Here is a 21,159-nt window from a genome sequence, read left to right as displayed (position 1 = left end):
ATCCACGGATACCCCCTGCATGGGGCGTTTTCCTGCCGGGAATGCCGGGTGCTTCACACTCTTGAGTCCCAAGTCATTTGAGGCAGGCAACAGATGGGATAACCTGATGGACGGGGCCGGGTTTGCCCCATCAGGGAAGAGAGGCGCAAGAGCGCCCATCACGACTCATTGCAGAGGCTTTCACCATGAACAAATCGATACTTGCCGTGCTGGTCAGCGGCCTGCTCGTCAGCGGGGCCGTGCAGGCTGCCGCTCAGGACAACACCTGGTACGCCGGCGGCAAGGCCGGCTGGTCCAAGTTTTTCGACGTGGATCAGAAGCAGGTCGTCTCCGACACCCTGGGAGCGCTGCAGAACACCAGCACCAGCAAGGATACGCTCGGGCTGGGCGCCTTTGCCGGCTATCAGCTCAATCCCAACCTGGGCTTCGAATTCGGCTATGACTGGTTCGGCAAGTACACCTCGTCCGGCGAATTGAGCGGGGTGAGGGTGGAAGGGGAAGCCAAGAGCCAGATGATCCAGACCACCATGAAGATAGGGTTCCCGGTCAACGATGCGCTGGATCTCTATGGCCGGATCGGCGGCGGCTACGCCTGGACCAACAGCGAACTGTCGGCCCAGACGGCCACCGACTTCATCAAGGATACCGGCAACAAGCATGGCGCCGTGTTCGTCGGGGCGCTGGGGGCCGAATACGCCATCGACCGTGACTGGGCCGCCCGCCTCGAATACCAGTACACCACCCCGCTCGGGGATACCTCCCTCGATCGTGCCGGCATCGAGATGGACAACGGCATGCTGGCGTTTGCCATGCTCTATCGCTTCGGCCAGCAGGGCGGCGAAGTGGCGGCGCCCGCACCGGCCCCGGCTGCGGCGCCTGCTCCCGCCGTGGTGGTGGTGCCCAAGACCTTCAGTCTGAGCTCGGACGTGCTGTTCGAGTTCAACAAGGCGACCCTGAAGCCGGCTGCCAGCCAGGCGCTGGACAACCTGTTCAGCCAGATAGTGGCGGCCAATCCGAAAGACGGGGTGGCGACCGTGATCGGCCACACCGATCGCATCGGCTCCGACGCCTACAACCAGGCGCTCTCCGAGCAGCGCGCCCGCAGCGTCGCCGACTACCTGATCGCCAAGGGACTGTTTGCCGACAAGGTACGGGTCGAGGGGCGCGGCAAGTCCTCTCCGATCACCGGCAACAACTGCAGCAGCGGCTCCAAACCGGCGCTGATCGCCTGTCTGGCACCGGATCGCCGGGTGGAAGTGCGGCTGGAAGGGGTCTCCCAACCGGCGCAATGACCACGGTGACAACATGAACGACAAGGGAGGCCCAGGCCTCCCTTTTCATTGCCGCCAGCGGGGGCGGTTATGTGCGGATGCCGATGCCGCAGCCTCCTGATATAGCCAATCGGTGTTAAGCCCTCCTCGGCAGCTGGTCGATAACTGACCAGGTGTATGGCGCCGAGGGCGAAGATATGCGCATCGATCACTACGACCTCCAGGGGGAGGTGCAATACCAGCAGCAACAGGCGCAGTCCCGCAAGGTGCGCCGGCTCGGACCCGTGCCGGCAGCCAGCCAGGCGCAGTCCCCTGCTACGGCGCCGGCGGACTCGACGCCAGCGGCCGGCGGTGGCAGCCAGCTCACCTTCACCCGCAGCAGCCTGCTGACGCTGCAGATGGCCAGCCGCACTGCGGCCGGCCCGGTGCCAGCCGCCCCTACACCGGCACCCGCCAAGCCTGCCGAGGCCGGCAAGGGCGAACAGGATGGCATTCCCAACGACGGGCTCGACAACCGCCAGCGGCTCATCAAGCTGATGATCGAGGCGATGCTGGGCCACGAGATAGAGCTGCCGGACCCGATCAAACCGGCCGACCAGAGCGCGGAGGGAGTCCCCGCCCCGACGGGTGAGGGGACCCAGCCCGCCGCCGAGCCGGATCAGCTGGTGGAGGTGACCGACAGCCTGCTGCAAAAAGAGCAGCTCAACGTGGTAGCGGCCGCGAACTTGCAGACCCAGGATGGCCAGACCCTGCAGCTGGATCTGGGCTTTGTGCTGGACTGGCGCCAGCTCGACATCAGCCAGCGCCGTACCACCCTCAATGCCCTCAAGGATCCGCTGGTGCTCAGCCTGGACGGCAAGATAGCCGGCCTGACCGACGCCCGGGTCAATTTCGACATCGATCAGGATGGCAAGGCGGACAGCCTGCCCGGCTTGAGTGAAGGGAGCGGCTTCGTGGCGCTGGATCGCAACGGCAACGGCACCATAGATGACGGCGGCGAGCTGTTCGGGGCCCGCTCCGGCAACGGTTTTGGCGAGCTGGCGACCCTGGATGAGGATGGTAACGGGGTGCTGGACGAGCGGGACAGCCAGTTCTCGGCGCTGCAGTTCTGGCAGCCGGAACAGTCCCCCATCGCCCTGGTGGAGCTGGGGATCGGCGCCATCCTGCTGCATCCCCTCGACACCCCCTTCAACCATCTGGGGGAAAGCGGCAATCAGGGGGTGCTGCGCCAGTCTGGCCTCTATGTGACCGAGCAGGGCAAGGGAGGCTGGGTGCAGCAGGTCGACCTGCGGGTCTGAACCCTGCACCCGCATGGCAAACCCGGTCGCTGACGCCGCGCGCCAGCGGCCGCTTCACCGTCAGCGACCAGAATCCGACTCAGTTCAGCTCGGTGGGGTCGATATCCAGACTCCAGCGCACCCGCTTGGTCTCGGGCCACCCCTCCAGCTCCTTCACCGCCCAATCCAGCAGCTGGGCCAGTGGCGCCCGGTTCGGCCCCTGCACCAGCAACTGCATGCGGAACTTGCCCGCCTTGCGTTCCATGAAGCCGCTGATGGGCCCCAGCACCTGAACATGGGGATAGCGGGCACTGCGCAGGGTATCGGCGAGACGGCTGAGGAACAGCTGCACCTCGTCGCGGCCATTGGCCTCGGCCCGAAACAGCCCCTGATAGCTGAACGGTGGCAGTCCCAGCAGGCGACGCTCCTTGAGCGCGGTATCCGCGAAATGGCCATAACCGTTCTGGGTCAGATCTTGCAGCAGAGCGTGTTCGGGATGGTGGCTCTGCAGCACCACCAGCCCCGGCTTGCTGGCGCGGCCGGCGCGGCCCGCCACCTGGGTGTAGAGCTGGGCCAGCTTCTCGGCGGCGCGAAAATCGGCACTGAACAGCGCGCCATCCACATCCAGCAGTCCGACCAGCGTCACATCCGGAAAGTGGTGGCCCTTGGCCAGCATCTGGGTGCCGATCAGGATCTTGTACTTGCCCGCCTTGATGTCGCCGAGGTGGGTCTCCAGCTCCCCCTTGCGCCGGGTGTTGTCCCGATCAATGCGCACCACCGGATATTGCGGGAAAACTGTGCCGAGCAGCTGCTCCAGTTGTTCGGTGCCCACCCCGGAGCCGATTAGCTCGTTGCTGCCACACTCGGGGCAGTGGTGGGGCAGCGGGCGCACGCTGTCGCAGTGGTGGCAGTGCAGCCGTCGCCCGGCCTGATGCCAGGTGTACCAGGCGTCACAGCGCTCGCAGGCGGCGCTCCAGCCACACTGGTGGCAAATCAGAGCCGGGGCATAGCCACGGCGGTTGAGGAACAGCATCACCTGGTTGCCCGCCGCCAGATGTTCCACCATCAGCTGCTCCAGCTGGGGGGAGAGCCCGGCCTGCAAGCGCACGTTCTTGATATCGAGGATCACCTGACGGGCGGTCTGGGCATTGCCGGCGCGACGGGTCAGGCTGAGGTGGTGATACTTGCCGCTGCGGGCGTTGTGCAATGTCTCCAGCGACGGGGTGGCCGAGCCGAGCAGGATGGGGATGCCGGCGCGATGGGCCCGCATCACCGCCAGATCCCGCGCGTGGTAGCGAAAACCGTCCTGCTGCTTGAAGGAGCCGTCGTGCTCTTCGTCGATGATGATGATGCCGAGGTTGTGAAACGGGGTGAACACCGCGGAGCGGGTGCCGATCAGGATGGCAGCGCCGCCGTCGCGGCAGGCGAGCCAGGCATCGAGCCGCTCCCGATCGTTCATGGCGGAGTTCATCGCCACCACCGGCACGTTGAAGCGGCGCCGGAAGCGGTTGATGGTCTGCGGAGTGAGGCCGATCTCGGGCACCATTACCAGCGCCTGCTTGCCTGCCTTGAGCAGGGGCTCGAGGATGCTCAGGTAAACCTCGGTCTTGCCGGATCCGGTGATGCCGTCCAGCAGGAAGGCGCCAAACTGGTCGCTCTGGCTGGTGACGGCGGAGACCGCCAGCGCCTGCTCGCCGTTGAGGCGCAGCCCCTCGCCCGGCTCGAAGCGGGCGACCCAGTCGCCGTCATGGCTCGGCTCCAGCGAACGCTTCTCTAGCAGCCCCTTCTTCTCCAGCGCGGTGAGGGCAGCGCTCGAAATCTCCTCCTGCTTGAGTGCGGAGGGGGTCTGCGGCCCCTTGCGCAGCAGGGCGAGCGCCTGCTGCTGCTTGGCGGCCCGCTTGAGCTCGTTGAGATCGACCGCCATGCCGGCTTCGGTGGCGAACCAGAATTCCAGCTCGCGGTAGGCGGCGGGCTCCCCCTTGCGCACCAGCACCGGCAGGGCGTGGGGCAGTACCTCTCCCAGAGGATGCTGGTAGTAGCTGGCGCTCCAGTTCATCAGCGCCAGAATGTCGGGCCCCAGCACGGGAGCGCTATCAAGCACGCGTTTGATCGGCTTGAGCTTGTTGCGCGGCACCTGGCTGTCGGCCGGGTGATCCACCACCAGACCGACCAGGGTTTGCGGGCCGAACGGGATCTCGACCCGGCAGCCGGGAGCAGGCAAAGGCAGGGGGGAGAGATAGTCGAAGTGACGGCGTAACGGCACCGGCACAGCCACACGAACCAGATCCAGCGTTTGGGAAGAATTCACCAGAGATTGCCTATTTTTTCTGCGAAGCCACTTGCCTGAACTCAGGCATTTCCTATATTATTCGCAGCCTTTGAAACTGTGTTCAACAATCGTGTGGTGTCCGACAGAAGATCGGATAGCGACACGGCCTGATAATTGAGGTTGTCCATGAAAGCTGGTATCCATCCTGACTACGTAGCCATCACCGCCAAGTGCTCTTGCGGTAACGTCATCAACACCTTCTCTACCCTGGGTAAAGATCTGAACCTGGACGTGTGCTCCGAGTGCCACCCGTTCTATACCGGCAAGCAGAAAGAAGTTTCTAGCGGCGGCCGCGTAGACAAGTTCAACAAGCGTTTCGGTGCGATGACCACCAAGAAGTAATTCTACTTCTGAAGAATTCTGAAAAAGGCGCCCGATGGGCGCCTTTTTTATTGGTCGGCGTTCTGTAACGGCCCGCTTTGCCCTATGGTGGGACTCTCCTTTCTCCCTTTGCGGGAGCAGGGGTGGAGATGAGGGGCGGTAACATGGGCAAGACAGGGAGTGTGCAGATGCGTGATTGTCTGGTGATGGGGGCTGCGGGCTACATAGGTTCTTACCTGGTACCCCATCTGCAAGAACTGGGTTATCGGGTGATTGCCGGGGCGCGGCGCCCCTGCCGTCTGCCGCCCGGGGTAGAGTTTCGCCTTGCCGACAGCCTCAAGCCGATCACATTGCTGCCCGCCCTGGCCGGCATCGACACCGTCTTCTATCTGGTGCACGCCATGGGGGCGGGGGCCGACTTCCACCGGCTGGAGCAGCAGGGGGTGAAGAACTTCGCCGCCGCCGCCCGCGCCGCCGGGGTGCGTCGCATCATCTATCTGGGTGCCATCCAGCCGGCGCAGTGCAACAGCCGCCACCTCAACTCCCGTCGTTATTGCGGCGAGCTGTTTCGGGGCGCCGGTGTACCGACGGTGGAGCTGCGCGCCGGCATCATAGTGGGGCCCGGCTCAGCGGCGTTTGAGGTGATGCGGGATCTGGTGTTCAACCTGCCGATGATGGTGACGCCCAAGTGGGTGCGCTCGCGTACGCCGCCCATTGCGCTCTCCAACCTGCTGCACTATCTGGGCGGACTGGTGGAGGCTGAAGGGGTGGACGGCCAGATCTTCAATGCCGCCGGTCCCGAGCTGCTCAGCTATCAGCAGCAGTTGCAGAAGTTCGCCGCCCACATCGGCAAGCGCTGCCCCATCATCCCGCTGCCGTTTCTCAGCCCGCGCCTCTCCGCCTGGTGGCTGCAGTTTGTCACCTCGGTGCCGCAGCCGGTGGCCAAGGCGCTGGTGGGCGGCCTCAAGCACGACATCCCGGCCGACGACGGCCCGCTGCGGGCCCTGCTGCCGCAAACCCTGCTCAGCTTCGACGAGGCGCTGGCCGAGAGCCTCTCCCTGGAGCAGCAGCTGGGCGCCGAGCAGCAGGGGGAGGAGACCCCGCTCGGCCTGCGCTGGCGCCACCCCGAGTACGGCTTCTATGACCGCACCGCCAGCGGCGATGCCATCTGCCTCGCCTCGCCCGAGGTGGTGTGGCAGGTGCTGCAACAACTGGGGGGCGAGCAGCGCTACTTCTACATGAACCAGCTGTGGGTGGTGCGCGAATGGATGGACCACCTGATCGGCGGCCCGGCGCTGACCCGCGGCCGCACCAATCCGGATCGCTTCGTGAAGGGGGACATGCTGGACTCCTGGCAGATCCTCGGAGTGGACGAGGGGCGCAGGCTGGATCTGCTGTTCAACATGCGGGCCCCCGGCGTCGGCCGGCTGGAGTTCAACATACTGCCGGAGGAGTCGGGGCTGACCCGGCTCAAGGTGACGGCCCACTGGCATCCACAGGGGGCCTGGGGGCTGGCCTACTGGCTCGCCATGCTGCCGTTCCACCTCTTCATCTTCCAGGGCATGACGGAAGCGATCGCCAGACAGGCGGAGGCGAAAGCCGGCATTCCGGTGATGGGGTGAAACCATATCTATAACTAAATGGGTATTCTTGGTTGGCATGACATGCTAATTACTGGCTTGTCAGTGGCTGGGTGACGATACTTTCCTCTGTGAAAGCCCGATGGTTTTCTTTATGATCCCCAGCCCTCGCCTGTGGGCGAGCCAATGCACCACTCAATTCACTACCGTATCGGGGTCCCCCATGTCCGATCAGCGTCACGATCTTCGTCAACAAGCACTCGATTACCACGCCCAGCCCGTGCCGGGCAAAATCGCCATCGCCCTCACCAAGCCCGCCGAGACCGCCCGCGATCTGGCGCTGGCCTACAGCCCGGGCGTGGCCGAGCCGGTGCGCGAGATCGCCGCCAACCCGGCCGATGCCTACCGCTACACCGGCAAGGGCAACCTGGTGGCCGTCATCTCCAACGGTACCGCCATTCTGGGGCTGGGCAATCTGGGTCCGTTGGCCTCCAAGCCGGTGATGGAGGGCAAGGCCCTGCTGTTCAAGCGCTTTGCCGGCATCGACGCCATCGACATCGAAGTGAAGCACGAGACCAGCGCGCAGTTCATCGACACGGTGGCGGCCATCGCCGACACCTTCGGTGGCATCAACCTGGAAGACATCAAGGCCCCCGAGTGCTTCGAGATCGAGCAGGCACTGATCGAGCGCTGCGACATCCCGGTGTTCCACGATGATCAGCACGGTACCGCCATCGTCACCGCCGCCGGCCTGCTCAACGCGCTGGAAGTGCAGGGCAAGCAGATTGGCGACAGCCGCATCGTCTGCATGGGCGCCGGGGCTGCCGCCACCGCCTGCATGGAGCTGCTGATCAAGTGTGGTGCCAAGCCCCACAACATCTTCATGCTGGATCGTCAGGGTGTCATCCACAGCGGTCGCACCGATCTGAACCAGTACAAGCAGCGCTTCGCCAACGACACCCCCCTGCGCACCCTGATGGAGGTGATCGACGGGGCTGACGTGTTCGTCGGTGTCTCCGGCCCGGATGTGCTGCCCGCGGAGGCGGTGGCGCTGATGGCCGCCAACCCGGTGATCTTCGCCTGCTCCAACCCGGATCCCGAGATCAAGCCGGCGCTGGCTCACGCAGTGCGCGGTGACCTCATCATGGGCACAGGTCGCTCCGACTATCCGAACCAGATCAACAACGTGCTTTGCTTCCCCTTCATCTTCCGCGGCGCCCTCGACGCCCGTGCCAGCCGCATCAACGATGCCATGAAGATCGCCGCGGTCGAGGCGATCCGTGGTCTGGCCAAAGAGCCGGTGCCGGCCGAGGTGCTGACCGCCGCCGACGTCAGCGAGCTGGCCTTCGGCAAGGACTACGTCATTCCCAAGCCGATGGATGCCCGTCTGCTGCCGCGCGTCGCCCGCGCCGTGGCGCTGGCGGCGGTGGAATCCGGGGTGGCCCGTATTGCCCTGCCGGCGGATTACATGCTGGGCTGAGCCAAGGCAAGTGCGCAGAAAACAGAAGGGGCCCCATGTCGGGGCCCCTTTTTATTACGGGAAGCTTGTTGGTCGATTACTTGGTCTTGGGAGCAACCTTGACGGCCGGCGCCTTGGCGTGGGCAGCCTTGTGGTGTTTTTTCACGACCTTGGTCTGGGTAGCCTGGGGAGCGGCAGCCTTGGTCGGGGTGGCAGCCATGGTGAAGCCGGAGGTCAGGGCGAAGACAGCAGCCAGGCTCAGGGGGATCAGCTTGTTCATATTCCAGTTCCTCATTCGGGTTGATAACATGGAGCGTTTCTCCATGACTTCATCCTAGGGCTGTTCGACCTGCGGTTCAGTGAGTGACTGGTGACGGTTTGTATCTAAATGTACAGGCAGCATCAGGCAGAAACGGGCACCGCTGCTGCTCGGCAGCAGCTGTACCTCGCCGCCGTGGTGGCGGGCGATGCTGCGTACGATGGCCAGCCCCAGCCCGGCGCCGCCGGTGCGTCGATCGCGGCTCTGATCCAGCCGCACGAAGGGCTCGAAGATCTGCGGTGCCAGCGCCGGATCGATGCCGGCGCCGTCGTCGGCCACCTCCAGCAGATAGAGATCCTGCTGACGCGCCATGCTGAGGGTGACCCGGCCGGCGGCGTGGCGCAGGGCGTTGCCGATGAGGTTCTCCAGCGCCCGATCCAGCAGGCGAGTATCGCCGCGCCAGGGCAGGGCCATGGCCGGGCGCACGAAGTCGAGCCGTTTGTCCGGTCGCAGCGCCTGCCAGTCGGCGAGGCGGCTGCCGGCCCAGCTGCCGAGCTCCAGCTCGCTGCATTGCAGCGGCAGCTCGGGACGATCGAGTCTGGCGTAGGTGAGCATCTCCTCGATGAGGGCATCCAGCGCGCCGAGATCCCGCTCCAGCCCCTGCTGCTCCTCGGCCGAGGGCGCCGGATCCAGCATGGCGAGCCGGTAGCGCAGCCGCACTAGCGGGGTGCGCAGCTCGTGGGCGATGGCGTCGGTCAGCTGCTTGCGGCTGGCCAGCATGGCCTGCAGCTGCTCGGTCATCTGGTCGAAGGTGCGGCCGACCCGACCCAGGCTGCTACCGGGCGGCAAACGGGTGCGGTAGGAGAGATCCCCATCACCGACCCGGCGGGCGGTCTGTTCAAGCTGTTGCAGGCCGCGCCAGTGCGGGCGCAGCCAGAGCAGGATCGGCAGCCCCAGCGAGAGGCCGATGACCAGCAGCAGCCCCACGTCGACCCAGTGCAGTTCGTGCAGGTAGGAGAGATAGGGGACGGGGCCGACGATCAGCACCTGATCGGTGCCCGGAATGCGTTGCAGGAAGGTGTCATCCTCTTCGACGATGACGATGTTGCCGGCCTCCAGGAAGGCCTGATCCTCGTTGGCCAGCGGCTGGTTGGCGAGGGCGCCGATCTGCAGCGGCAGGGTGAGCTGGCGGCTCTGCTCGGCCATGCGGGCGGGCCAGTGTTCCGGCGGCAAGCGGGCCAGCTCGCCGGTGAGCAGACCGAGGGAGCCCTGCATCATCCGCTCCAGATAGCGATCTCCCGCTCGCTCGGCGGTGACCTGATAGACCATGCCGACCAGCAGGATGGCCAGGGTGAAACAGCCGATCAGCAGCAGATAGAACTGGATAAACAGGCGGCGCATGGGGCTCTCCTCTTGCCTGGATTACGTCTGGGCATTGCCTTGTTGCCCCCTCATCCCCAACCCTTCTCCCGCAAGGGGAGAAGGGAGCATCAAGGTCATTCGGCGGGGCTTATTCCCAGGCGTGGGGTACTAGTAGATAACCCTTCTGGCGCACCGTTTTGATGCGGGTCGGGTTGCTGGTATCGTCCCCCAGTTTGCGGCGCAGGCGGGAGATGGCCACGTCCATGCTGCGATCCTGGCCGTCGTAGTCACGACCGCGCAGGCTGCGAAACAGTGCCTCCCGCCCCAGGATCTGGCCGGCGTGGCAGGCCAGTTCCCACAGGAGATCGAAATCGGCGGTGGAGAGCGGAATGCTGTCGCCGTCGAGGCGCACGTCCCGGCCCGGCCCGTCGATCTGCAACCGGCCGAACTGCAGGCGCTGGGGCGGCGTGCTGGCGACCACGGGCTGCGGGGCCTGCTGTCCCTGCTGGCGGAACTGGACCCGCAGCCGGGCCAGCAGCACGGGGGGCGGCGTGGTCTTGAGGATGTAGTCGTTGGCACCCAGCTCCAGGCTCAGGATCTGGTTCATGTCGCTGTCCAGCGAGGTAAGCATGACGATGGGACCGGCGAAGCGCGGGCGCAGATCCCGGCACAGGGATAGACCATCCTGACCCGGCAGCATGATGTCGAGCAGCACCAGGTCCGGCTGCTCGGCCTCGACCCTGGCCAGTGCCAGATCGCCCCTCGGCTCCAGCAGCACTTCCATGTCGTGGCGGGCCAGCCAGCTGCTGATGAGCTGGCCTATCTCGGGATCATCTTCAACAAAAAGAATGCGTTGCATGGTGGCATGACACCCAGACTGTGGCGCGGATGCGCGTGCCGCCAGCATAGCGGCTCCGGCCGCCCCATGCACAGGGTTAAATAATCAAACAGGGCCCGCGGGCCCTGTCTTGTTTTGCTGGTCGAGCTGGGAATTATGCCCCGGCGGCATCAACCTGCCTTGCGCTTGAGATAGACCCCGGCTTCCATGTGGTGAGTCCAGGGGAACTGATCGAACAGGGCGAAGCGGGCGATCTCGTGGGTGTCGCCGAGTACTGCCATGTTGGCCTGCAGGGTCTCTGGGTTGCAGGAGATGTAGAGGATGTTGTCGTAATCCTGCACCAGCTTGACGGTGGCGTCGTCGAGGCCGGCCCGGGGCGGGTCGACGAAGATGGTGTTGCACTGGTAGGCGCCGAGATCGACCCCCTTGAGGCGGTTGAACTCCCGCTCGCCGCGCATCGCCATGGTGAACTCCTCGGCTGACATGCGCAGGATGATCAGGTTGTCGACGCCGTTGGCCGCGATGTTGAACTGGGCGGAGTCCACGCTCGGCTTGGCGATCTCGGTGGCCAGCACCTTGCGGAAGTTCTGCGCCAGGGCGATGGAGAAGTTGCCGTTGCCGCAGTAGAGCTCCAGCAGGTCGCCCTCGCTCCCCTTGGTCACGTCCAGCGCCCAGCCCAGCATCTGTTCGTTGATGGCGGCGTTGGGCTGGGTGAAGCTGTTTTCCACCTGCTTGTAGACCAGCTCGCGGCCCTGCACGGTCAGCCGCTCGATGACGAACTCCTCCCCCAGGCAGATCTTCTGCTTGTGGGCGCGGCCAATCAGCTGCAGCTCGAACCCCTTGGCCCGCAGGTCGGCCTGCAGCGCTTCGGCGGCCTGCTGCCACTCGCTCTCCAGCTTGCGATGGTAGAGCAGGCTGACGCAGATCTGGCCGGACTGGGTGGATAGGTAGTCGATCTGGAACAGTTTGCGGCGCAGCACGGGGTGCGGGCGCAGCCCTTCCAGCAGCACCGGCATCAGCTGGTTGATGAGGCGGCTGGCGGTGGGGAACTGATCGACCCGGATAATCTCCTTGGTGGCCGGCGCATACATGCAGTGGTACAGGTCGTCACCGTCGTGCCAGATGCGAAACTCGGCGCGCATCCGGTAGTGTTCGGCGGGGGAGGCGTGCACTTCCAGCGCAGGCAGGGTGAAGTCGGCAAACAACCCGCAGAGGCGCTCGCGCTTCTCGTCGAGCTGGGCCTGGTAGTCGGCCGGGGTTCGAAGGGGCGCCGGGTCGGCGGAAACCTGCTGGGATTGGGTCATGATTTACCTCACATGCACACCGGTCTGGCCGGGTCGAAATCGGGGGAAGCCTGCAGCCACCCAAAGGGGCCCGATTTTAAAAGGCCGCCGCAGATTGTCCAGTATTTTGTGGTCAAGAAGTGTGCAGTCAGGCCGATAGCTGATCTACAGGCATGGTGGGAGGACACATTATGCAGATCGACGGAGTGGGCGCGGCCCAACCCAAGGGAGTGGGTGTTGCTCCCAAATCGCCCCAGCAGGCGGACTCGAAGCCGGTAAACAACGAGGACGAAGTCTCGTTGCACAAGGCGCCGAAATGGGCGCAGGTGCTGGTGCAGCAGGCGCTGCAGTTCGCGCTGGAGATCAATGGTCAGGGCTACAAGGCGCCCAAGGCACAGGATCAGCCGGAGGCGGTGACCCCGGATACCCTGTTCGACTTTCAGTCGGTGGCCGACAACGTGCTGCAGTTCGTCACCGGCCGGCTGGGGGCTGCCCGGGCCGACGGCAAGTCGGACGACAGCCTGACCGGCATGATGGAGCAGGCTCGCAAGGGGGTGGACAAGGGCTTTGGCGATGCCAGGAAGCAGCTCGGCGACTGGGCGGACAATTCCGACATCAAGACCGGCATGGATCAGAGCTACAAGCTGATCCAGGAGGGGCTCGATCAGTTCGAGAAGGAGTTCTTCGGCAAGGTCTCCACCACCGACATGGGGCAGGCCGAGATGGCCAGCCGCCAGCAGGGTTCGCTGGAGATCCAGACCAAGGATGGCGACAAGGTGGTGCTGCGCTTCAACGACAGCTGGCAGACCAAGTCCCAGAAGGATGACAGCGGCAGCCAGTTCAGCCTCAAGTCGAGCCAGAGCTTCAGCTTCTCGCTGGAGGGCAACCTGAGCAGCGAGGAGATGGACTCCATCGGCAAGTTGGTCAAGGGGATCGACGATCTGGCCGGCAACTTCTTCTCCGGCAATTTCGACGACCTGTTGAAGAAGGCGGGCGAGCTGAAGCTGGATGACAGCCAACTGGCCTCCTATTCGCTCAAGCTCAAGCAGAGTCTCAAGCTGAGCCAGACCTATCAGGGGGCGCACTCCCTGCAGGAGATGCTCAAGCCGCTGGCGGACTACCTGCCCAAGCTGGATCAGGTGCAGCAGCAGGCGGATTCTCTGCTGCCGGCATCCCAGCAGCAGGCGCTGACGCCGGCGGTGCTGGCGGCCCGTGGCCAGAGCGATCCGGCCCAGGTGGGCAGCTTTACCAGCTTCAACCAGCGGATGCTGGATGCGCTGCGGATGATCGGCCAGTTCCAGCCGGCGACGGATGCCAGCAGCAAGAGCGTCTGAACCGTTTCGAATCGAGGACCATGACCGGCCGTTTGCCAGCTCCTGCGGGGGCTGGCAAACTGGCCTTTTTCCCGATCCGGCCAGCCCATGAACCCGAAAAAGCCCAGAGACAAGCGCGAGCTTTGCTACCCCTTCATCTTCGAAACCCAGTTCCAGTGTGACTACGAGATCGCCACCGACGAGCTCTGCTGCCAGGTGGGCGCCGTGTTGTCACACCTGGCTCCGGATGCCGAGATTGCGCCCATGCTAGCGGATCTTGCGGCGCTGCAGCGGCTTATCTACAACCTCAATGGCTCGGTACGCGGCAGGCTCGGCATCTTCGAGGAGGATCTGGTGTGGCTGAAGGGGCGTTACGATCACTACAACGAGGCGAGCCGCGGCCGGGTCACCGGTTTCGTGCTGCCGCAAGGGCCGCAGCCGATCCCGACCCTGCACCTGTGCCGCTGCGGCAGCAAGAAGGTGGTGCGGCTGCTGGTGCGGCTGGAAGAGAGCGGGGTGCGTTTCGATCCCATCCTCTATCGGTTTGCCAACCTGCTGGCCAACTTCTTCTTCGTGCTGACCGTCTACCTCAAGCAGCTGTGGCAGGTGGACGAGGTGCCCTACGTCAGCATCAACTACTGAATACGGCCAAAAAAGCTTTTGTTTTTCATGAAGATCAAACACGATCATCCCATTTGTCGGTCGCCGGGATGGTTCCGGTAGCGCAGTGGGGAAGGTGATGACCATGCTTCATCTCAGTGGCAGTTCGTTCTTGATGCCGGGCAATCTCGCCTGGCGACCCCTGGCTGAATACGGCGAAGTGCAGGTGGCTCCCCACGGCCAGTGGTTGCAGACCCTGATGCATCAGAGCGCCGAGGCTGCGGCCGGGACCCACATCATCATCTGGCTGTGGGAAGATCTGGTGCCCGCCCGGACCCTGCAGGAGTGGGGCCGTCTGGCGCAGGACGAGCAGCAGCTGGCGGTTGCGGCCTTCGTCGACGCGCTCTGCCAGCCTCTGTTGCAGCATCTGCAGCGCCGCCCGCAGGATCATCTGCTGGTGGGGGCCTGCAGCCATGCCCCGCTCTGTGTCTATGGCCCGGCCCCTGCCGTGCTCGCCGCGCTGGCCAGTGCGTTCGAGCAGCAGATGGCCCGCCTGCGCCTGCAGCAACCCAGCCTGGACGACCTGCACCTGCCGCTCTGGCTGCAACAGCATGGCCGCCAGCACTGCTTCGATCGGCGCAACCTCTATCTGATGTCCTGCCCCTTCTCCATGGCCGGTCTGGCCAGCCTGGCGCAGTGGATTCTCCCCTTGCTGCAGCGGTTGCAGCGACCCGCCCACAAGGTGCTGGTGCTCGACTGCGACAATACCCTGTGGGGCGGCGTGGTCGGCGAAGACGGTGTCGGCGGCGTCCTGTTGGGACAGGACGGGATGGGCCGGCTCTACCAGGCCTTCCAGCAGGCGGCCAGCCACTGGCACGGGCAGGGCATAGTGCTGGCGCTCTGCTCCAAGAATCTGGCGGACGATGTGTGGCGGCTGTTTGACGCGCATCCGGGCATGGTGCTGACACGGGCGCAGATCTCCGCCGCCGAGATCGGCTGGGAGCCAAAATCCCAGGGGCTGCGGCGGCTGGCCGCCCGCCTCAATGTCGGGCTGGACAGCCTGGTCTTCTGGGATGACAGCGAGCTGGAGCGGGCCGAGGTGCGGGCCAACTGCCCCGAGGTGATGGTGATGACCCCGCCGGCCGATCTCTGGAGCTGGCCGGATGCCCTGCTGACGTTGCCGGCTCTGTGCAGTCGCCACCAGAGTCGGGATGACGGCCTGCGGCAGCACTCCTATCAGGCCCAGGCCGAGGCCGAGGCGGTGCGCCGGCAACTGGGCGACGAGCACGCCTTTCTGCGGCAATTGGCGCTGCAGGCCGACTGGCAGCCGCTCTCCCCGGGCAACCAGTTGCGAGCCGAGCAGCTCAGCCAGAAGACCAATCAGTTCAACCTCTCCGGCCGCCGCTATCAGGCGGCGGAACTGGCCCGGCTGGCCAGCGAGGGGAGCGACGTCTGGCTGGCCGGCCTGCGAGACCGATTCGCCGATCACGGCATGACGGCGCTGCTGGTGGTGCGCCCGTTCGAGGAGGGCAGGGCGCTGCTGGATACCCTGGCCATCAGCTGCCGGGTGCTGGGGCGCGGCTTTGAATACTGGCTGCTGGCGCAACTGGCAAACCATCTGCGGACGCAAGGCGTGACCGAGCTGGTCATCAGCCTGGTTGCCACCACCCGCAACCAGCCGGCCCGGGATTTTCTGGCGAGCCTGCCAACCCGGCCGATAACCACTCCAGCGGGGTTGCTGCCGCTGGCGGACGAGCTGTTCCTCACGCTTGATCTCTGCTCTCTTTCTCTCCCGTTTTTGGAGTTCTATGCCAATGAATGACCTTATCGCGCTGGCACACCAGCAGTTCCCCCAGGCCAGCGTCAATGCACAGTCTGCCCTCGGCAGTTTTCCCGAGTGGGATTCTCTGGGTCACTTCAACCTGCTGTTGCTGGTCGAACAGCACTATGCCGTGCGGTTCGAGCCGCACGAGCTGGCCGAGTTGAAGAGTCTGACCGACATCCAGCAAGCCCTGCTGCGCAAAGGGGTTGCCGTGTGAAACAGGCACTCGAGCAGGCGCTGACCGAGCTGGGGATCCCCAGAGGCGGCGTCCTGATGGTGCACTCGGATGCCATGGTGGTGGCCCAGTTTGCCGGCATGGGCAACGCCGCAGGCATCGCGGCTTTCTGGACATGCCTGGAGCAGTGGCTGGGCGGACACCTGCTGGTGCCGACCTTCAGTTACAGCCCGATGGCGGACGAGTGCTTCGACCCTGCGCAGACCCCGAGCAAGGTGGGCTTGATGACGGAGCTGTTCCGCCAGCGCGAAGGGGTGGTACGCACGCGGGATCCCGTCTTCAGCATGGCGATCAGCGGCCCGCAGGGACCTGCGCTGGTAGCCCGGGAGTGTCACGACTGTTTCGGTCAGGAGAGCCCGTTCGGCTGGCTGGCGGAGCAGGACGGCTGGCTGCTGGGGCTGGGTTGCCACCCCGACCGCATCACCTTCACCCACTACGTGGAGCAGCGGCTGGCCGTCTCTTATCGCTATCACAAGATGTTTGCGGGTCAGGTGCGCGTCGATGGCCGCGTGCGGGAGTGGCAGGCGGATTACTATGTGCGCGACCTGTCGCTGGCCAGCGAAATCGACCTCTCCCGGCTGGTGGCCCTGTTGCAGGAGCGGGGCGCCTGGCGCCAGACGCTGTGCCAGCGGGTGCCGGTCTGGGCTGTGTCGTGTCGCGACTTCATCCTGGCTGCCAGCGAGTTGCTGGCGGCGGCCCCATACGCCCTGATCCGGGCGGGAGGAGAACCCCATGCAGTTTGATCACCTCGGACTGGTGGTGCCGGACCTGGCGAGCGGTGTGGCCTATTGCCGCGACGTGCTGGGGCTGAGCCGCTTCTCGGCGGCGGTGGAAGATCCGCTGCAACGGGTCTGGGTGCAGTTCGCGCATGACGACCATGGCCTCTGCTACGAGCTGGTCGCCCCGGCCGGCGAAGAGAGCCCGGTCGCCCAGGTGCTCAAGACCCGGCGCAACGTCATCAACCACCTTGCCTATCGGGTGAACAACCTGCAGGAGAGTGCCGAACGGCTGCGCACACAGCGCCACCTGCCCCTCGGGCCCAGCCAGCCTGCCATCGCCTTTGGCGGCGCCCACGTCCAGTTTTTCCTGAGCCCCCTTGGCCACATTGTCGAATTGATCGAGGCACCCACCCCATGAGTTTTTCACCCAAGAGCGGCTATCTGCCCACCGACTGGGACGACCAGGCACAGATCGGTGAACAGCTGCATCGGCTGCTTACCCTGCAGTTTCCACTCAACCGCAGCCTGACCGGGGACGGGGTTCGGCAGTCGCTGGCCCTGTGGCGCGAGCATTGCCTGCCCGAGCTGCAGATCCATGAAGTGGCCAGCGGCACCGAGTGTTTCGACTGGACCGTGCCTGACGAGTGGAACGTGCGGGAGGCCTACATAGTGGGGCCGGATGGACGCAGGGTGGTGGATTTTCAGGACCACAACCTGCATCTGGTCGGCTACTCGGAGCCGGTGCGCTGCACCCTCTCGCTGGCCGAGCTGCAGCCCCATCTCCACTCTCTGCCCGAGCAGCCGGATGCTATTCCCTATGTGACCTCCTACTACAAGCGCCGCTGGGGTTTCTGTCTGCCCCATCGGCTGCGTGAGGCGCTGCCGGAGGGGGAATATCAGGTGGTGATCGATGCCACCCTGGCACCGGGCTCGCTCACCTATGGCGACTGGGTGCTGCCGGGGGAGAGCGAGCAGGAGATCCTGCTGTCGAGCTACACCTGTCACCCCTCCATGGCCAACAACGAGCTCTCCGGCCCCTGTGTCGGCGTCTTCCTGATGGCCTGGCTGGCGTCACTGCCCACACGACGTTACAGCTACCGACTGATGCTGGTGCCTGAAACCCTGGGGGCCATCGTCTATCTCTCCCGCCATCTGGATCAGCTCAAGCAGCGCACCCTGGCCGGGTTCAATCTGACCTGTCTTGGCGATGATCGCAGTTACTCCTTCCTGCCCTCACGCCAAGGCAACACGCTGGCGGATCGCATTGGTCGCCATGTGCTGGGTCATCTGGCTCCTGGCTACCATGCCTACAGCTTCCTGGAGCGGGGCTCCAACGAGCGGCAGCTGTGCGCGCCCGGCATCGATCTGCCGGTCACCTCGGTGATGCGCAGCCGATACGGCTGTTATGCCGAGTACCACACCTCGCTCGATGATCTCTCGCTGGTGACGCCGGCTGGGCTGGCCGGCGGCTTCATGGCGCTGCGCCGGGCCATCGAGTGTCTGGAGCTGGACGAGCGCTGCGAGGTCACCGTGCTGGGCGAACCCCAGCTCGGCAAGCGGGGCCTCTACCCGGACTTGTCGACCCGCTATTCGGGCTGGCAGGTACGGGAGATGATGAATCTGCTGGCCTACAGCGACGGCAAGCTGACCCTGTTCGAGATCGCCGAGACCATAGGGGCGCCGTTCTGGCGGGTGGAGCCGCTGGCGCGGATGCTGCTGGAGGCCGGGCTGCTGCGTCGCCTCAGCCCGCAACCGGACTACTCGATCACCAGATAGGCTGGATCTGGGTAATCACCAGCTCGGCCGCAGGCAGCGGGCTGGCGTGCAGCAACTCGCTGAAGGTCTGGCGGAGTGACAGCTCCTGCTCGGAGGCGTTGGACATGGCCTTGATCATCAATGGTCTCCTGTGGTGGTGTCGCCGGTCGGGGTCGACAGGCAGTGCACCACTTCATATTCGAGGTAGTCGGCCAGCCCCAGCCAGTCCTGGCGCTCCTGGCACTGCAGCAGGGCGGCCACCAGTCCGGGTGGCAGGTTGCCCTGCTCGGTGAGCACCGCTTGCAGCAGTTCCGGCAATGCCTGACTCGCGGCGACCGACTGCCCCAGCCGAAACTGGTGCGCCAGGGCGGTGAGGCGGGTGATCTGGCCGTTTTTCATTGCACGTACTCCGGGTGATAGCGGCAGCCGGCGATTTCCGCCCCTTCCCGGCTGCAGTTCCAGAACTGCACCTCGGGGTGGCGCGCTATGTAGCGCTCGAGCTCGGTGCGGTAGGCGGAAAAGTTCGGATTGGTCTTGACCCGCCGGCCATGGCCGTCGAGGGCCCAGCTGAGTGCCAGCGCAGCGCTAGGGCCGAGCGCACCGTCGGCCCAGCCCGAGTGGGTGAGCTCGCCGGGAAAGGCGAAGTCAGTGCCCAGCAGGATGACCTGGCGGCAACCCATCTGCACGGCGAGATCCACCGCGGGATGAATGACGCTGCCGCCCGAGTGCAGCACGCCCTTGGGGAGCGTCTGTCGCAGCTGCTGATACATGGGGCTGCGGGAGTAGGCGGTCTTGCGTGGCCCCTGCCAGGCCAGCAGGGCTGCCGTGGGAACCGTGGGGTAATAGACCAGGGTGGTCTGGGCCGACTGGGCGGCGGGCAGCCGGTTGCCGTCGATGGCGTCATCTATGGTGACGACGATGTCGGGCCGGATGCCATGGCCAAGCAAAAACGCCAGTGCGGTATCGACGCTGATCAGCAGGTAGTCCTGCCGACGGCGCTGCAACTGGGCCTGCAGGGTGGTCAGGTTGTGCTGCAGGGTTGGGCCGCTCGCCACGATCAGGGCCTGCTTGCCCTGAGCCAGACCAAACAGGGACGCCACATCGCCGTCGCCGGCCAGCAGATCGCGGTTTTCGGCCAGCCGCCTAGTGACGTCGGGGTGCTCGGCGTCGAACCTGGCCCGGGCGAACGGCAAGTCTATTTCACTCACCAGCCGGTCGCGGATGCGGGCGGCGGCATCTTCCACCAGCAGCAGCTCGGGCGGCAGGGCGAAGAAGGGCAGCCGCACCTCCCCTTCGTCGCCGGCCATCATCAGCTCGATCCTGGGGTCAGCCAGCCAGTCCTGCTGGTCCAGCAGCCGCAGCACCAGGGCAAACAGGGCGCCATTCATGATCTTCACTTCCAGCCGCTTGAGGCTGCTGCGCCCCAGCAGGGTGCGCGGCAGATCGCCGAGCCCGGCGCCGTAGAGGTGCAGCACCGGCTGCTCGGGCAGGCTGGCGGCCTGCAGCTCGGCTTCCTTCACCCGGTCGTGCCGGCTGGTGAGCTGGATGCCGTGGAGGCTGAGGGTGGAGCCGAGCCCTTCGGTCAGCTCGACCGGCAGGCTTTCCACGTCCTGTGCCAGCAGGCGGGGCCAGAGGGCGGGCCAGCGCTGGCTGATGAGCCTGCCGTGCTGGTTGAAGAGATCATCACTCATCGTTGTCGATCCACTCCCAGCTCAGCGGTTGATTGGCACTCAAGCTGCGGTTGACCCGCTTGCCGATGAGCCGATCGTAATCGGCGGGGGGCAGGCCGAGGGCGGGGCGCACCGACTTGATGTGCGCTGCGGTGAGCACCTCGCCGGCGGCCATCTCCTTGACCAGATAGAGGGAGCGGCGAAACGCGCGGTTGCCCTGTTCACTGGCGGTGAGCTGGTAGTCGGCTACCCCGAGGGCGGCATGGGCGGTGTTGACCGAGGCTACCAGCTCGGTGAGTTCGGCCGGTTCCATGGAGAAGGCGCAATCCGGCCCGCCGTCGGCGCGGGCCAGGGTGAAGTGCTTCTCGATGAGAGTGGCCCCGAGCGCGGTGGCGGCGATGGCCGTGGCCGATCCCAGGGTGTGATCGGAGAGCCCCACCTCGACCCCGAAACGCTGGCGCAACATGGGGATGGTACGCAGGTTGTATTCGGCTGCAGGCGCCGGATAGCCGCTGACGCAGTGCAACAGGGCCAGCTGGCCGTTGCCGTGCTTGAGTGCCATCTCGACCGCGGCGGCGATCTCGGCCTCGTTCGCCATGCCGGTGGACATGATGAGCGGCTTGCCGGTCTGGGCGGCATAGCGGATGAGCGGCAAGTCCACCAGCTCGAAGGAGGCGATCTTGTAGGTCGGGCAGTCGAGGGATTCCAACAGATCCACCGCGCTGAAGTCGAACGGACTGCTGAAGACCGTCAGGCCCAGCTCGCGCCCCTTGGCAAACAGGGCCTGATGCCACTCCCAGGGGGTGTGCGCCCACTCATAGAGGTCATAGAGGTTGTGGCCATCCCACAAGCCGCCGTGGATCTGGAACTCGGGTCTGTCACTGTTGAGGGTGATGGTGTCGGGCCGGTAGGTCTGCAGCTTGACCGCACTGGCCCCGGCCTCCTTGGCGGCGGTCATGATGGCCAATGCACGCTCCAGGTTGCCGTTGTGGTTGGCCGACAGCTCGGCGATCACATAGGGAGCCTGCGCCGGGCCGATGGATTGATGGGCGATCTGCATCTGTGT

21 protein-coding genes are annotated in these 21,159 nt (G+C 65.2%); 12 read left to right on the top strand and 9 right to left on the bottom strand.

Annotation, left to right across the window (positions count from 1 at the left end; all coding sequences use genetic code 11):
* Positions 1 to 185 precede the first annotated feature (185 nt).
* A complete protein-coding gene (gene ompA / locus ACB032_RS16245; RefSeq protein WP_016352351.1) occupies positions 186 to 1,292 on the top strand; it encodes a porin OmpA in 1,107 nt (368 codons plus the stop codon).
* A 176-nt stretch (positions 1,293 to 1,468) separates the two neighbouring features.
* Positions 1,469 to 2,569: a hypothetical protein gene (locus tag ACB032_RS16240; RefSeq protein WP_371138325.1), complete on the top strand. Its 1,101-nt coding sequence runs from the start codon at positions 1,469 to 1,471 to the stop codon at positions 2,567 to 2,569.
* 79 nt (positions 2,570 to 2,648) lie between these two features.
* Here the strand turns inward: ACB032_RS16240 and priA are convergent, their stop codons facing one another.
* Entirely contained in the window at positions 2,649 to 4,856 is a 2,208-nt protein-coding gene (gene priA / locus ACB032_RS16235) for a primosomal protein N' (RefSeq protein WP_371138324.1), read from the bottom strand.
* A 147-nt stretch (positions 4,857 to 5,003) separates the two neighbouring features.
* On the opposite strand from priA, the gene rpmE reads away from it, so the two are divergent.
* The 3 genes from rpmE (at position 5,004) to ACB032_RS16220 (ending at position 8,258) form a co-directional block, all read left to right on the top strand.
* Complete coding sequence (gene rpmE, locus ACB032_RS16230; RefSeq protein WP_016352348.1) at positions 5,004 to 5,219, top strand: 50S ribosomal protein L31; 216 nt, start codon at positions 5,004 to 5,006, stop codon at positions 5,217 to 5,219.
* A gap of 167 nt (positions 5,220 to 5,386) precedes the next feature.
* On the top strand, positions 5,387 to 6,820 hold the full coding sequence (locus ACB032_RS16225) for a DUF2867 domain-containing protein (RefSeq protein ID WP_371138323.1): 1,434 nt from the start codon (positions 5,387 to 5,389) through the stop codon (positions 6,818 to 6,820).
* Between the two features lie 181 nt (positions 6,821 to 7,001).
* On the top strand, positions 7,002 to 8,258 hold the full coding sequence (locus ACB032_RS16220; protein ID WP_371138322.1) for a malic enzyme-like NAD(P)-binding protein: 1,257 nt from the start codon (positions 7,002 to 7,004) through the stop codon (positions 8,256 to 8,258).
* Positions 8,259 to 8,334: 76 nt separating this feature from the next.
* On the opposite strand, the gene ACB032_RS16215 is transcribed toward ACB032_RS16220, so the two are convergent.
* The 4 genes from ACB032_RS16215 to trmA form a co-directional block, all read right to left on the bottom strand.
* Positions 8,335 to 8,517 carry a hypothetical protein gene (locus ACB032_RS16215; protein ID WP_010635722.1) on the bottom strand — a complete coding sequence of 61 codons (183 nt, stop codon included), beginning with the start codon at positions 8,515 to 8,517 and terminating at the stop codon, positions 8,335 to 8,337.
* A 54-nt stretch (positions 8,518 to 8,571) separates the two neighbouring features.
* Entirely contained in the window at positions 8,572 to 9,897 is a 1,326-nt protein-coding gene (gene rstB, locus ACB032_RS16210) for a two-component system sensor histidine kinase RstB (protein ID WP_371138321.1), read from the bottom strand.
* A 109-nt stretch (positions 9,898 to 10,006) separates the two neighbouring features.
* A complete protein-coding gene (gene rstA, locus ACB032_RS16205; RefSeq protein ID WP_016352344.1) occupies positions 10,007 to 10,717 on the bottom strand; it encodes a two-component system response regulator RstA in 711 nt (236 codons plus the stop codon).
* A gap of 149 nt (positions 10,718 to 10,866) precedes the next feature.
* The gene (gene trmA / locus ACB032_RS16200; protein WP_113994442.1) at positions 10,867 to 12,000 is read right to left on the bottom strand and encodes a tRNA (uridine(54)-C5)-methyltransferase TrmA; all 1,134 of its coding nucleotides are present in this window, start codon (positions 11,998 to 12,000) and stop codon (positions 10,867 to 10,869) included.
* A 170-nt stretch (positions 12,001 to 12,170) separates the two neighbouring features.
* Here trmA and ACB032_RS16195 point away from each other — a divergent pair, with 170 nt between their 5' ends.
* The 7 genes from ACB032_RS16195 (at position 12,171) to ACB032_RS16165 (ending at position 18,444) form a co-directional block, all read left to right on the top strand.
* The gene (locus ACB032_RS16195; protein WP_011707847.1) at positions 12,171 to 13,313 is read left to right on the top strand and encodes a DUF5610 domain-containing protein; all 1,143 of its coding nucleotides are present in this window, start codon (positions 12,171 to 12,173) and stop codon (positions 13,311 to 13,313) included.
* An 87-nt stretch (positions 13,314 to 13,400) separates the two neighbouring features.
* Positions 13,401 to 13,934 carry an ATP--cob(I)alamin adenosyltransferase gene (locus tag ACB032_RS16190; RefSeq protein WP_371138320.1) on the top strand — a complete coding sequence of 178 codons (534 nt, stop codon included), beginning with the start codon at positions 13,401 to 13,403 and terminating at the stop codon, positions 13,932 to 13,934.
* 97 nt (positions 13,935 to 14,031) lie between these two features.
* Positions 14,032 to 15,714 (top strand): HAD-IIIC family phosphatase, encoded by a 1,683-nt coding sequence (locus ACB032_RS16185; RefSeq protein ID WP_371138319.1) that lies wholly within the window; start codon positions 14,032 to 14,034, stop codon positions 15,712 to 15,714.
* On the top strand, positions 15,707 to 15,931 hold the full coding sequence (locus tag ACB032_RS16180; RefSeq protein WP_042879826.1) for an acyl carrier protein: 225 nt from the start codon (positions 15,707 to 15,709) through the stop codon (positions 15,929 to 15,931). Before ACB032_RS16185 ends, ACB032_RS16180 begins: the two co-directional genes overlap by 8 nt.
* Entirely contained in the window at positions 15,928 to 16,692 is a 765-nt protein-coding gene (locus ACB032_RS16175) for an AAC(3) family N-acetyltransferase (protein WP_371138318.1), read from the top strand. Before ACB032_RS16180 ends, ACB032_RS16175 begins: the two co-directional genes overlap by 4 nt.
* On the top strand, positions 16,682 to 17,086 hold the full coding sequence (locus tag ACB032_RS16170; RefSeq protein ID WP_323963894.1) for a VOC family protein: 405 nt from the start codon (positions 16,682 to 16,684) through the stop codon (positions 17,084 to 17,086). The genes ACB032_RS16175 and ACB032_RS16170 overlap by 11 nt, the downstream gene beginning before the upstream one ends.
* Positions 17,083 to 18,444 (top strand): DUF4910 domain-containing protein, encoded by a 1,362-nt coding sequence (locus tag ACB032_RS16165; RefSeq protein ID WP_371138317.1) that lies wholly within the window; start codon positions 17,083 to 17,085, stop codon positions 18,442 to 18,444. The genes ACB032_RS16170 and ACB032_RS16165 overlap by 4 nt, the downstream gene beginning before the upstream one ends.
* Here ACB032_RS16165 and ACB032_RS16160 read toward each other — a convergent pair.
* The 4 genes from ACB032_RS16160 to pseI are packed head-to-tail and all read right to left on the bottom strand — an operon-like array spanning position 18,434 to position 21,153.
* Positions 18,434 to 18,562, bottom strand: a complete 129-nt coding sequence (locus ACB032_RS16160) for a hypothetical protein (protein ID WP_371138316.1) — start codon at positions 18,560 to 18,562, stop codon at positions 18,434 to 18,436. The two genes, ACB032_RS16165 and ACB032_RS16160, sit on opposite strands and share 11 nt — an antisense overlap.
* A complete protein-coding gene (locus tag ACB032_RS16155) occupies positions 18,562 to 18,822 on the bottom strand; it encodes a hypothetical protein (RefSeq protein WP_041216862.1) in 261 nt (86 codons plus the stop codon). Before ACB032_RS16155 ends, ACB032_RS16160 begins: the two co-directional genes overlap by 1 nt.
* Positions 18,819 to 20,114 carry a motility associated factor glycosyltransferase family protein gene (locus tag ACB032_RS16150; protein ID WP_371138315.1) on the bottom strand — a complete coding sequence of 432 codons (1,296 nt, stop codon included), beginning with the start codon at positions 20,112 to 20,114 and terminating at the stop codon, positions 18,819 to 18,821. Before ACB032_RS16150 ends, ACB032_RS16155 begins: the two co-directional genes overlap by 4 nt.
* Entirely contained in the window at positions 20,107 to 21,153 is a 1,047-nt protein-coding gene (pseI, locus tag ACB032_RS16145) for a pseudaminic acid synthase (RefSeq protein WP_371138314.1), read from the bottom strand. The genes ACB032_RS16150 and pseI overlap by 8 nt, the downstream gene beginning before the upstream one ends.
* Positions 21,154 to 21,159: the final 6 nt, after the last annotated feature.

This window comes from Aeromonas sp. S5(2024) (genome assembly GCF_041403025.1).
GTDB classification, from domain to species: domain Bacteria; phylum Pseudomonadota; class Gammaproteobacteria; order Enterobacterales; family Aeromonadaceae; genus Aeromonas; species Aeromonas hydrophila.
Note: the sequence above shows the minus strand (reverse complement) of the source record. Positions and strands in the feature narration are given on the sequence as shown.